The organism is Stenotrophomonas sp. INTA L402-1 (genome assembly GCF_059295135.1).
This window is the reverse complement of the sequence record NZ_JCAFWP010000003.1, coordinates 111430-122954: the sequence shown is the minus strand read 5'-3', so window position 1 is coordinate 122954 and position 11525 is coordinate 111430. Positions and strand designations below refer to the sequence as shown.

General features: G+C 68.3%; 12 protein-coding genes. 8 read left to right on the top strand and 4 right to left on the bottom strand.

Features of this window, described 5'->3' with window-relative positions; all coding sequences use genetic code 11:
• Positions 1-94: 94 nt before the first annotated feature.
• Positions 95-559, bottom strand: coding sequence for a hypothetical protein (locus AC5O77_RS04520; protein WP_014038879.1), 465 nt, complete (start codon positions 557-559; stop codon positions 95-97).
• Positions 560-743: 184 nt separating this feature from the next.
• Between AC5O77_RS04520 and AC5O77_RS04515 the strand changes: the two genes are divergently transcribed.
• The 4 genes from AC5O77_RS04515 (at position 744) to AC5O77_RS04500 (ending at position 3343) form a co-directional block, all read left to right on the top strand.
• Positions 744-992 (top strand): hypothetical protein, encoded by a 249-nt coding sequence (locus AC5O77_RS04515; protein WP_006475755.1) that lies wholly within the window; start codon positions 744-746, stop codon positions 990-992.
• Between the two features lie 122 nt (positions 993-1114).
• The gene (locus AC5O77_RS04510) at positions 1115-2032 is read left to right on the top strand and encodes a bestrophin family protein (RefSeq protein ID WP_010482217.1); all 918 of its coding nucleotides are present in this window, start codon (positions 1115-1117) and stop codon (positions 2030-2032) included.
• A 19-nt stretch (positions 2033-2051) separates the two neighbouring features.
• Positions 2052-3041 (top strand): porphobilinogen synthase, encoded by a 990-nt coding sequence (gene hemB, locus AC5O77_RS04505; RefSeq protein ID WP_478058555.1) that lies wholly within the window; start codon positions 2052-2054, stop codon positions 3039-3041.
• 32 nt (positions 3042-3073) lie between these two features.
• Positions 3074-3343, top strand: a complete 270-nt coding sequence (locus tag AC5O77_RS04500; RefSeq protein WP_049424121.1) for an SHOCT domain-containing protein — start codon at positions 3074-3076, stop codon at positions 3341-3343.
• A gap of 150 nt (positions 3344-3493) precedes the next feature.
• Here the strand turns inward: AC5O77_RS04500 and AC5O77_RS04495 are convergent, their stop codons facing one another.
• A complete protein-coding gene (locus AC5O77_RS04495) occupies positions 3494-4366 on the bottom strand; it encodes a TolB family protein (protein WP_478058553.1) in 873 nt (290 codons plus the stop codon).
• A gap of 48 nt (positions 4367-4414) precedes the next feature.
• Between AC5O77_RS04495 and aroE the strand changes: the two genes are divergently transcribed.
• From aroE to dinG, 3 genes are all read left to right on the top strand, one after another.
• Positions 4415-5260 carry a shikimate dehydrogenase gene (gene aroE, locus AC5O77_RS04490; RefSeq protein ID WP_478058551.1) on the top strand — a complete coding sequence of 282 codons (846 nt, stop codon included), beginning with the start codon at positions 4415-4417 and terminating at the stop codon, positions 5258-5260.
• 3 nt (positions 5261-5263) lie between these two features.
• Positions 5264-5617: a hypothetical protein gene (locus AC5O77_RS04485; RefSeq protein ID WP_478058550.1), complete on the top strand. Its 354-nt coding sequence runs from the start codon at positions 5264-5266 to the stop codon at positions 5615-5617.
• Between the two features lie 167 nt (positions 5618-5784).
• Complete coding sequence (dinG, locus tag AC5O77_RS04480; RefSeq protein ID WP_317216953.1) at positions 5785-7887, top strand: ATP-dependent DNA helicase DinG; 2103 nt, start codon at positions 5785-5787, stop codon at positions 7885-7887.
• A 151-nt stretch (positions 7888-8038) separates the two neighbouring features.
• Here dinG and AC5O77_RS04475 read toward each other — a convergent pair whose 3' ends face one another.
• A complete protein-coding gene (locus tag AC5O77_RS04475) occupies positions 8039-8656 on the bottom strand; it encodes a hypothetical protein (protein ID WP_494506525.1) in 618 nt (205 codons plus the stop codon).
• A gap of 138 nt (positions 8657-8794) precedes the next feature.
• Positions 8795-10633, bottom strand: coding sequence for a dihydroxy-acid dehydratase (gene ilvD, locus AC5O77_RS04470; RefSeq protein WP_494506524.1), 1839 nt, complete (start codon positions 10631-10633; stop codon positions 8795-8797).
• 312 nt (positions 10634-10945) lie between these two features.
• Here ilvD and AC5O77_RS04465 point away from each other — a divergent pair, with 312 nt between their 5' ends.
• On the top strand, positions 10946-11518 hold the full coding sequence (locus AC5O77_RS04465) for a DUF1190 domain-containing protein (RefSeq protein ID WP_125895412.1): 573 nt from the start codon (positions 10946-10948) through the stop codon (positions 11516-11518).
• Positions 11519-11525: the final 7 nt, after the last annotated feature.

The window sequence follows — 11525 nt, the reverse complement described above, 5'->3', positions numbered from 1 at the left end:
TAGTGCCGGCCGCTGGCCGGCATTTCCCTTGGGCGAAGAGGATTTCTGAGGTTGCCGGCCAGCGGCCGGCACTACCGGCGGTGACGCTGCCGCGTCACCGCTGCGGCTGCGGTGTGATCACCTGTGTCGGCAACCGCGCGGGCGGTGCCGGATTCGGCACCCAGATCGCGACGCCGGCGGCGCGCTTCTGCGTGGTCGGAATACCGATGCCGACGCCGCCACCGACGTGCGAGCCGAACGTGCCGGCGCCGACCGACATGCCCACCGGCGAGCCACTGCTGCCCACGCCCATCAACACCACGCCATTGGCGCCGAGCGCGGCGGCCTCACGCTTCAGGCGTGCCACGGCGGCATCGGTCTGGCCCTGGGTGCCGAAGCCGACGGCGGACGCCGATTCCAGCTGGGCGATTTCCTGTGAACCGGCCGGTGGCGTCGAATAGATCTGCACCAGCGCCGGATCGATCGGTGCGCGGGCGCGGCCCAGCATCACCTTGGAGGTACTGGCACAGCCAGCGGCGACCAGCAGGATGGCCGCCAACGCGGCCCAACGGATGTTCATGGCACGACCCCTGTAGGACTGGTTGCGATCATCGGCGGGCCACTCTGAATCGGCGCCAACACCCGGGCCAGGGCACGCACGGCAGCACGCTAGCACGGCGGGGGTGACAGCCCCGCCAATGGCAGTAGGCGGCGGCAGCGGGAACGTCTATGGTTGGGGCAGGAACCAACTGCGGGAGAGCGGCATGGGTGTGATCAGTCTGTTGTGGGGCGTACTGGCGCTGTTGTGGATGATCCTGGCGCTGATTCCACTGCTGGGCTGGGGCAACTGGTTCCTGATCCCGTTCGCTGCGGTGGGCGCGGTCATCGCAGCGCTCGGCATCCTGTTCACCCACCCGAGCAAGCGTGGCCGGGCCTGGGCCGGGCTGGTCCTGAACGGCATCGTGGTGGTGGTGGGCATCCTCCGCCTCGGCCTGGGGGGCGGCGTGATCTGAGCCCGCAGCCGGGTGCGACAGGGCGTCGCAGGCGCACGGTCCATGGCCGGGCAGGGGCGTACAATGAATGCCTGCGCGAGCCCCCCGCGTGCCTGTGAATCCGCGCCCGGCGCGGCTGCCCCATGATCATCCGACCCCGTCCCCACGGCTGGCAACTGCTTTACATCCTGCGCGGTTCGATCGTCAAAGCGATCGCGCCCAAGGTGCTGGCCATCCTGATCCTGTCCATTGCCGTGGCTGCGGTGGTGGAACTGGCGCCGCCCACCGGCATCGAGCGCGTTTCCGTCACGCCGTTCACCCTGCTCGGCCTGGTGCTGTCGATCTTCCTCAGCTTCCGCAACAGCGCCTGCTACGAGCGCTGGTGGGAAGGCCGCAAGCTGTGGGGCCAGCTGGTCTACGAATCGCGCTCGCTGGCCCGCCAGGTGAACCTGCTGCTGGCCGATGACACCGGCCGCCGCCGCCGCATCGCCTACCTCACCACCGCCTTCGCTCATGCACTGGCCGGTCGCCTGCGCGGGCGCATCGTGGCGCTGATGGCCCTGCCGTGGCTGGACAAGCGCCAGCGCGAACAACTCGGGCAGCGCGAGAACGTGCCCGACGCGCTGCTCTCGATGATCGCTGCGGAACTGGCGCAGGCCCTGCGCGCCGGTGACCTCGACCCGATCCTCTACACCCAGCTGGAAGAGCGCCTGCATGCGATGTCGTCGATCCAGGCCGGCTGCGAGCGCATCCTCACCACACCGCTGCCGTTCGCCTACACCCTGCTGCTGCACCGCTGCGCGTGGATGTTCTGCGTGCTGCTGCCGTTCGGCCTGGCCAGTTCGCTGGGCTGGGGCACGCCGGTGCTGTCGGCGGTGCTGGCCTATGCCTTCTTCGGCCTGGACCAGCTGGGCGAAGAAATGGAAGACCCGTTCGGCCTGGAGCCGAATGACCTGCCGCTGGACGCGCTGGTGCGCACGATCGAGATCGACCAGCTCGACGCGCTCGGCGAACGCCCCTTGCCCGAACCCCTGCTGCCGCAGGGTTACCTGTTGCAATAGCCACTCCTCGGAGCCTGCCATGTCCCACCCGCTTTACCGCCCGCGCCGCATGCGCCATGACGAGTTCTCGCGCCGCCTGATGCGCGAGGCCACGCTGACCACCGACGACCTGATCTACCCGGTGTTCGTGCACGAACTGGCCGGCCGCACCGCAGTACCGTCGATGCCGGGCGTGGAGCGGCTGTCGATCGAAGAACTGCTGAAGGTGGCCGAAGAAGCGCTGGAGCTGGGTATTCCGGTGATCGACCTGTTCCCGGTGATCGACCCCTCGCTGAAGTCGCTGGACGCGTCGGCGGCGTGGGCCGAAGACGGCCTGGCGCAGCGTGCGATCCGCGCGCTGAAGTCGCGATTCCCGGAACTGGGGGTGATGACCGACGTGGCGCTGGACCCGTACACCACGCACGGCCAGGACGGCATCATCGACGACAAGGGCTATGTGCTGAACGACATCACCGTCGAGGCGCTGGTCAAGCAGTCGGTATCGCACGCCGAGGCCGGTGTGGACATCGTCTCGCCGTCGGACATGATGGACGGCCGCATCGGCGCGATCCGTCGTGCGCTGGATGCCGACAACCACATCAACGTGCGCATCATGGCCTACTCGGCCAAGTACGCCTCGGCGTTCTACGGTCCGTTCCGCGATGCGGTGGGCAGCGCCGCCAGCCTCGGCAAGGCCGACAAGAAGACCTACCAGATGGACCCTGCCAACGGCGACGAGGCCCTGCGCGAGATCGCGCTGGACCTGGAAGAGGGCGCCGACATGGTGATGGTCAAGCCGGGCATGCCGTACCTGGACCTGGTGCGCCGGGTGAAGGAAAAATTCGGCGTGCCGACCTTCGCCTACCAGGTGAGTGGCGAGTACGCGATGATGAAGGCCGCCTTCGCCAACGGCTGGCTGGACGAGCGCGCCTGCGTGCTGGAGTCGCTGCTGGGCTTCAAGCGGGCCGGCGCCGATGGCGTGCTGACCTATTTCGCGCCGCAGGTGGCGCGATGGCTGCGCGAGCGCTGACAATAGCGCCACGATAGACGGAGGATTACGCGATGGGACCCGAACTGGGATGGATGCAATGGCTGATCTGGGGCATCGGTACGCTGGTGTTCGGCGCCATCATCGTCGGTGTCTTCATCGCTGCCTGGCGGGCCGGCAAGCGCCCGCCGGAGCAGCTCTCCGCCGCCCGCCATGTCGCCCGTGAGCAGGCCCTGCCGGACAGCGTGCAGGCCGAACTGGCCGCGTTGAACCAGCGCAAGGACAATGGCCAGCTGAGCGAAGTGGAGTACGAGCAGTTGCGCGCCAAGGTGTTGTCGCGCTGACGGGTGGGTGCCAACCTTGGTTGGCACTTTCCCGCATGCCAACCAAGGTTGGCATCTACCAAGCGGCCATCCACGCACGGCGTGGATCTACCGCACGCACCTGGCGCCTCCATCGCCCGGGTAGCCGCCAACCTTGGTTGGCGTTTGCCGTCACCGTGCGCCCGGCACGCACCCCGCAACCGCCGCCACCTTCGGCACGGCCAACCGGTACACATCCAGGCCACCGGCACGCGGTGCCTTCGCCGCACTGCTGGCGACCATCATCTCGCCGGGCTTGGCGTTGTCGATCACCGGCGCGCCGGTCCAGCCGCTGGCCTGGTTGAACGACAGCCCCAATGGCTGCAGCGCCGCACCGGTCCACGCACAGCCGCTGCTCCACACCTGCGTGGTCGTGCCGTTGCCGCGGCTGAACACCACGGCGCCGTCATGCCCCAGCCAGTCGCCGTCGGTCTCGTCGTCGGCACTGTTCAACGCGCTCAGTGCGCTGGCCGGGCCACGCAGTCCCTGCGCATCCAGCGTCGCCACGAACAGGTCCCAGCCGGCGCCACGGCCCTGCTGGCGGGCAAACAACAGCTGCCTGCCATCCGCGCTCAGGGCCGGCCCGCGCTCTTCCCGGCGGCCCGCGTCGCCCGCCAGCAGCTGCGCGGTACCCAGTTGGCCATCGGTGGCGAGAGCGGCCCGATACAGCGCCAGCTTGCCCTCGCGGCCGGCCGCGAACAGCAGCCAGCGGCCGTCGCGGCTGAAGTAGGGATCATGGGCCTCACCGGCCACGCCTACCGGCAAGGCCTGCGCCTGCTGCCAGCGGCCGTCCACCACGCGCGCCTCCCACAGGCCCCAACCGGCCTCGCCACGGCGGGCGAAAACGATGCGCTGGCCATCGGCGCTGATCGTGGCGCGGCCCTCGTCGGCACGGGTCGAGACCACGCCCATGCCTTCGATGCCGTACTCGTTCAACGCCATCGCCACGGGGGCAGAGAGTAGACTGGCGGCAAGCACCAGCAGGGGCGGGGTGATGCGCATCATCCGGGTCCGTGCACGAAAGAGCATCAGTCTAGCCAGCTTGAGGATTCCATGACCGACCGTTACGCCGTCTTCGGACACCCCGTTGCCCACTCGAAGTCGCCGCAGATCCACGCGACGTTCGGTCTCCAGGAAGGCATCGCGGTGGATTACCGCGCGATCGACCTGGCCCCGGATGCGTTCCTGGCCGGCCTGGAAGCCTTCGCCGCCGACGGCGGTGTCGGTGCCAACGTCACCTCGCCGCACAAGGAAGCCGCGTTCTCGGTGTGCACCACGCTGACTGCGCGTGCGCGCCGCGCCGGCTCGGTCAACACGCTGCTGCGCAAGGGCGACCGCTGGCATGGCGACACCACCGACGGCATCGGCCTGGTGCGTGATCTGACCGACCGCCATGGCCTGGACCTGCGTGGCCGCCGCATGCTGCTGATCGGTGCCGGCGGCTCCGCGCGCAGCGTCGCTCCGGCCTTCCTCGATGCCGGCATCACCGAGCTGGTGGTGGTCAACCGCACGCCGGAACGCGCCGATGAACTGATCGACGCGATGGGCGAACCGGGCCGCGCGATCAGCCGCTACTGGGAAGACCTGCGCGAGCTGGGCGACTTCGAATTGATCGTCAATGCCACCTCGGCCGGCCGCGACCGCGACGTTGAGTTCAAGCTGCCGCTGTCGCTGGTCAACTCGATGACCACCGCCGTCGACCTGAACTACGGCGAGGCCGCCATCGCCTTCCTGGCCTGGGCGCGCGCAGCGAACTGCCGCAATACCGTGGATGGCCTGGGCATGCTGGTCGAGCAGGCCGCCGAGAGCTTCCTGCAGTGGCACGGTGTGCGTCCGCAGACCGACGAGGTCTACCAGACGCTGCGGCAGGGGTCGGCCGTGCTGGCCGGCGAGGACTGATCGATGGACAACACGACCCTGATGGTGACGGTGCTGAGCATCGTGGGCGTGCGCCTGCCGGTGCTGATCGCACTGTGCGTGGGCCTGGTCTGGGTGGTCGGCGCACCGCGCGATGCCACCCGCACCGGCGCCCTGGTCAGCCTGGTGCTGTTGCTGCTGTCCAGCCTCGGCGGCATGGCCGCCGGCATCCTGCCGATGTGGTTGATCAACAGCGGCAACTTCGACGCCATCTCGGGCATGAGTGCCATCCTTGGCGTGCTGCACTTCGCGCTGGCGATGGTCGAGGCCATCGGCGTGGTGCTGCTGGTGTGGGCGCTGGTGCGCCTGCTGCGTACCCGCACGATCCCGGCATCCTGACCGGTAGCGCCGGGCCATGCCCGGCGTATCTGGCCCTTGAGCGGTCCGCCCATCGGACCGTGACCGCCGCCGGGCGTCGTCGCTGGCCCGTTCAGGGTGCCAGCGACGGTGAACGCGGCCGGCCATGCGACAATGACCGGCCTGATCCAGCCACGGTACTTCCCGGCGTGACCGAAACCGTCGCCGCTCCGCGCACGCTCGATGACACCTTGAAGGACGCGATCCGCAAGGCGTACACGACGCTGCAGGCCAATACCCCCGGCTTCTCCACCCGTCGCTCGCAGAGCCAGATGATCGGCGTGGTGTCGCGTGCGCTGTCGAAAAGCGGTGGCGTCGGCGTGGTCGAAGCGCCCACCGGCGTCGGCAAGAGCCTGGGCTACCTCACTGCAGGCGTGCCGATTGCGCTGGCCAGCAAGAAGAAGCTGGTGATCAGCACCGGCACCGTGGCGCTGCAGTCGCAGCTGGTCGAGCGCGATATCCCGAACTTCCTCAAGGCCACCGGCCTGGAAGCAACCGTGGCGCTGGCCAAGGGCCGTACCCGTTACCTCTGCACGCGCAATGCCGCCGAGGCGCAGGGCGAGGGCTCGCAGGGCGGCATGTTCGAGGATGACGCGCCGCTGTTCGACCGGCCGCTGGCGCCGATCGAGATGGACATCGCCAAGCGCCTGACCGATGCCTTCACCGGCGGCAGCTGGGATGGCGATATCGACAACGCGCCGGAGACCATCAGCCCCGGCCTGCGCAGCCGCATCACCACACCGGCTTCGGGCTGCGCGGGGCGTCGTTGTGCCTATTCGGCGCAGTGTGCGGTGCTGCGTTCGCGCAATACGGTGCGCGATGCGCAGATCGTGGTGACCAACCACGCGCTGCTGCTGTCGGCGCTGTCGATCGGTGACAGCGACAACGGCCAGCCGTTGATCGCGCCGCCGTCGGACATGCTGCTGGTGCTGGACGAAGGCCATCACATCGGCAACGTGGCGATCGACCAGGGCGCGGCCAGCCTGGCGCTGGACGAGATGGCCAAGCGTACCGGCCGCCTGCAGATCCTGATCGCCGGCGCCTACCGCGCGGTCGACAAGGACCGCCTCGGCAACCTGCTGCCCAACGAAGCGATCGACGTCGCCAGCAACGTGGCCAAGCAGCTGCGTGCGTTCCGCGACCACATCGAACGGGTATGGATGCCGGCACCGGCCGACGAAGAGCCGATGTGGCGCGCGGCCAACGGGCGCCTGCCCGAGGCCTGGCGCGAGCCGATCGAGGCCCTGGCCGACGATACCCGCAGCCTCTACAACTGGGCGCATGCCGCCACCGCGCAGGTGGCCAAGGGCAAACAGGACGATGCCGCGCGCGAGCGCCTGCAGCGCAACCTGGGCATGGCGCTGGAAATGATCGAGCAGCAGTACAACCTGTGGCAGGCGTGGCGCCGCGAAGACAAGGACGGCGCACCGCCGATGGCACGCTGGGTCACCGCCACCCGCGACGGCGATCTGGTGCTGCATGGCTCGCCGGTATCGGCCGCGCACGTGCTGCGCAAGCTGCTGTGGGATGAAGTGGATTCGGTGGTGATGACCTCGGCGACGTTGACCGGCGGTGGCGATTTCCAGTCGCTGGCGATCGACAACGGCATTCCCGAAGAGGCCGAGATGGTCTCGCTGTCATCGCCGTTCGACCTGCCCAACCAGGCCGAGCTGATCGTGCCGAAGTTCCCGGTCACGCCGGACGACCGCGAAGGCCATCCGCGCGAAGTGGCGCGCTACCTCGACACCGAGCTCGACTGGGCCAAGGGCTCGATGGTGCTGTTCACCTCGCGCTGGAAGATGGAGAAGGTGGCCGGGCTGATGTCGGCCGCGCGCCGCAAGCAGGTGCTGGTGCAGGGCGAGATGTCCAAGACCCGGCTGATCGACGAGCATCTGCGGCGCGTGGCCGCAGGCGAAGGCTCGGTGCTGTTCGGGCTGAATTCGTTCGGCGAAGGCCTCGACCTGCCGGGTGAAGCCTGCACCACGGTGGTGATCACCCAGGTGCCGTTCGCGGTGCCGACCGATCCGCAGACCGCCACGCTCAGTGAGTGGTTCGAGGGGCGTGGCCTCAATGCCTTCAACCTGATCGCCATTCCGCACGCGCTGCGCACGCTGACCCAGTTCGCCGGCCGCCTGATCCGCACCTCCACCGACACCGGCCGCGTGGTCATTCTTGATTCGCGACTGCTGACCCGCCGCTACGGCAAGCGCATCATCGACGCGCTGCCACCGTTCAAGCGCGTGATCGGCTGACCGGTAGCAAAAAGGGGACGGAGGGAATTAAGTCGTTTATGGCAAAAACGACTTAATTCCCTCCGTCCCCTTTTTTGCGAGCACTGTACAGATGCCGGCCAGCAGCCGGCACTACCGCACGGGCTGACGATCGGACAGCGGCGCTTGGTGGTTACCGGGTGCCTGTTTCAGGCGTCCGGCAGCCTGGCCCATAGGCCTCCATGTAGGGTTTGCCGAAGCAGCGCAGTAGCCCATCAAGCACATCCAGGTTGGGCGGCCACGGCATCTGCACCTGCTGCCCGCCTTCGGTGGTGAACTGGTAGCGACCGTCCTTGATGTTCTCCGCCATCGCGGTGGGCGTCGGTATCGCGACCAGCCTCGCACGAGCCTTCTCCAGGGCGCTGCGGTCCTGGCGCAGGAACGCGACCATGCCGTCCACGTAGGCATTCCAGTAACCCGGGTCGCCCGCGTTCACGGGTTTGTGGCTGCGTTCCATCAGCGTGATCGCCTGCGCGGTCTGCCCCAGCTCCGCGCGCAGCTGGCCCTCGTGCCAGGTGATGATGACGTTGCCTTCTGCCTTGGGCAGAGCGCCGTAGGCGGACAGCAGGTCGGCCGCTTCGCGGGTACAGCCACGGTCGGCCAGCGGGCGCCAGCCACCTGCCAGGTCCTGATCGAATCGACCAGGTTCCATCGCCAGCATCGCTGCACGGTCGTAGCTGCAGTCGGGGGCTTTGGGCGGCTCCGCAGACGCGCCCATGGCAGCGGCCAGCGCAAAGGAAAGCAACATCATCTCAACCTCCGTGTTGGTGACTCCCTGGACCACCATAACGGATCAGGAGGGGTAGCGCCGGCCGCTGGCCGGCAACCTCATTGATGTGGGGCGTCGCAGTACAGATGCCGGCCAGCGGCCGGCACTACCGTATGGCGGTCAATCGCCCAGAAGCGCGGTGTTGCGTACGGCGCCCTTGTCGGCGCTGGTGGCCAGCAGGGCGTAGGCCTTCAGCGCGCTGGTGACCTTGCGTGGGCGCGGTGCGCGCGGCTTCCAACCACGCGCATCGACGTCGCTGCGGCGCTGGGCCAGCGTGGTCTCATCCAGCAGCAGGTCGATGCGGCGGGCCGGAATGTCGATGCGGATGCGGTCGCCATCTTCCACCAGGCCGATGACACCGCCGCTGGCGGCTTCCGGCGAGACGTGGCCGATCGACAGGCCCGAAGTGCCGCCGGAGAAGCGGCCGTCCGTGAGCAGTGCGCACTGCTTGCCCAGGCCCTTCGACTTCAGATAGCTGGTCGGGTACAGCATTTCCTGCATGCCGGGGCCGCCCTTCGGGCCTTCGTAGCGGATGACCACCACCTCGCCCGGCTGCACCTCGTCAGCGAGGATGCCGGCGACGGCGGCGTCCTGGCTTTCGTAGACGCGCGCGGGGCCTTCGAACACATGGATAGACTCGTCGACGCCGGCGGTCTTCACCACGCAGCCATCGATGGCCAGGTTGCCGCGCAGCACGGCCAGCCCGCCTTCCAGCGAATACGCGTGCTGCAGCGAACGGATGCAGCCCTCGGCGCGGTCCACATCCAGCGTCGGCCAGCGCGTGGCCTGGCTGAAGGCTTCCTGGGTGGGGATGCCGGCCGGGCCAGCCTTGAAGAAGGTATGCAGGGTGTCGTTGTCACTGCGCACCACGTCCCAGCGTTCCAGTGCTTCGGCCAGGCTGGCGCTGTGCACGGTCGGCACCGTGGTTTCGAGCAGGCCGGCGCGGTCCAGTTCACCGAGGATGCCGAACACGCCGCCGGCGCGGTGCACGTCCTCGATGTGGTACTTCGGCGTGTTCGGCGCCACCTTGCACAGCTGCGGTACGCGCCGCGACAGCGCGTCGATGTGGGTCAGGTCGAAGTCGACCTCCGCTTCCTGCGCCGCGGCCAGCAGATGCAGGATGGTGTTGGTGGAACCGCCCATGGCGATGTCCAGGGTCATCGCGTTGGCGAACGCGGCCTGGGTGGCGATGCCGCGCGGCAGCGCGCTCGGGTCTTCGCCGCCATACCAGCGGTGGCAGAGTTCGACGATCAGGCGGCCGGCGCGGCGGAACAGCGCCTCGCGGTCGGCATGGGTGGCCAGCGTGGTGCCATTGCCCGGCAGCGACAGGCCCAGCGCTTCGGTCAGGCAGTTCATCGAGTTGGCGGTGAACATGCCCGAGCAGGAGCCGCAGGTGGGGCAGGCGCTGCGCTCGAACGCGGCGACCTTCTCGTCGGAGGCGCTGTCATCGGCGGCCACCACCATCGCATCGACCAGGTCCAGCTTGTGCTCGGACAGCTTGGTCTTGCCCGCTTCCATCGGCCCGCCGGAGACGAACACCACCGGGATGTTGAGGCGCAGCGCGGCCATCAGCATGCCGGGGGTGATCTTGTCGCAGTTGCTGATGCACACCAGCGCGTCGGCGCAGTGCGCGTTGACCATGTACTCCACGGCATCGGCGATGATCTCGCGGCTGGGCAGCGAATACAGCATGCCGTCGTGGCCCATCGCGATGCCGTCGTCCACGGCGATGGTGTTGAATTCCTTGGCGACGCCGCCGACCTGTTCGATCTCGCGCGCGACCAGCTGGCCGAGGTCCTTCAGGTGCACGTGGCCGGGCACGAACTGGGTGAAGGAGTTGGCGATGGCGATGATCGGCTTGTGGAAGTCGCCGTCCTTCATGCCGGTGGCACGCCACAGGGCGCGGGCGCCGGCCATGTTGCGGCCGGCGGTGGAGGTACGGGAGCGGTATTCAGGCATGGCTGGCGGAACGGGCGGGCCGTACAACGTGGGGGTCAGCCGATCATGGCCAATTTTTTCGGTTGCTGCTGCAACCACCCGTTTTCGGTAGATGCCGACCTTGGTCGGCGCCGTGCCGTGTGTGCCAGCCAAGGATGGCACCTGCCAGAGTGGTGCGCCGCGCGGGGTCGGATCCCATCGCGGCGCGATGGGCTCTGACCCCAATGCCCGACGAAAATGAAAGTCCGTTCATCTTTCGGACTTTGCCGATTCCGGTTGCTGGTCCGGATTTGGCATCATTGGGGCATTGATCCGTCGACAGGGCATGAGGCCATGAAACGTTCCCGCACCACCGCGCTGCTGCTGATGAGCGCTGCGCCGCTGCTGTTCACCGCCTGCCAGAAGGAGCCGGAGGTGAAGGTGCAGGAAGGCCTGTACACCTCGGTGGAGGCCTGCACCGAGGCCACCGGCGATCCCTCGTCGTGCCGCAATGCCTTCGCCGAAGCGCAGAAGCAGGCCGCCGATGCGGCGCCGAAGTACGCCAGCAAGGAAGCCTGCGAGAAGGACTACAAGCCGGAACAGTGCGTGCAGCAGCACACCTCGGCCGGTACCTCGTTCATCGGCCCGATGATGATGGGCTTCTTCATGTCGCAGATGCTGAGCAACCGCGGCGGCCTCGCGCCGCAGGCGCCGGCGGCGGCGCCGGCCTACCAGGACAAGAGCGCTGGATGGGCGCGTCCGGCACCGGGCGGTACCGGTGGCCTGAACACCGCCAGCGGCATCGGCGCGGGCAAGGCCGGCCTGGCCCCGGTCACCAGCGAGCCGAACCGTGCGGTCACCGCCAGCCGTGGTGGCTTCGGCAACACCAGCGCACGCCGCAGCACCAGCGGCAGCTACGGCGGCTGATCGACCC

Coding starts and splice junctions, on each gene's coding strand:
- AC5O77_RS04520 (WP_014038879.1), bottom strand. CDS start 559: ATGAACATCCGTTGGGCCGCGTTGGCGGCCATCCTGCTGGTCGCCGCT.
- AC5O77_RS04515 (WP_006475755.1), top strand. CDS start 744: ATGGGTGTGATCAGTCTGTTGTGGGGCGTACTGGCGCTGTTGTGGATG.
- AC5O77_RS04510 (WP_010482217.1), top strand. CDS start 1,115: ATGATCATCCGACCCCGTCCCCACGGCTGGCAACTGCTTTACATCCTG.
- hemB (WP_478058555.1), top strand. CDS start 2,052: ATGTCCCACCCGCTTTACCGCCCGCGCCGCATGCGCCATGACGAGTTC.
- AC5O77_RS04500 (WP_049424121.1), top strand. CDS start 3,074: ATGGGACCCGAACTGGGATGGATGCAATGGCTGATCTGGGGCATCGGT.
- AC5O77_RS04495 (WP_478058553.1), bottom strand. CDS start 4,366: ATGATGCGCATCACCCCGCCCCTGCTGGTGCTTGCCGCCAGTCTACTC.
- aroE (WP_478058551.1), top strand. CDS start 4,415: ATGACCGACCGTTACGCCGTCTTCGGACACCCCGTTGCCCACTCGAAG.
- AC5O77_RS04485 (WP_478058550.1), top strand. CDS start 5,264: ATGGACAACACGACCCTGATGGTGACGGTGCTGAGCATCGTGGGCGTG.
- AC5O77_RS04475 (WP_494506525.1), bottom strand. CDS start 8,656: ATGATGTTGCTTTCCTTTGCGCTGGCCGCTGCCATGGGCGCGTCTGCG.
- ilvD (WP_494506524.1), bottom strand. CDS start 10,633: ATGCCTGAATACCGCTCCCGTACCTCCACCGCCGGCCGCAACATGGCC.
- AC5O77_RS04465 (WP_125895412.1), top strand. CDS start 10,946: ATGAAACGTTCCCGCACCACCGCGCTGCTGCTGATGAGCGCTGCGCCG.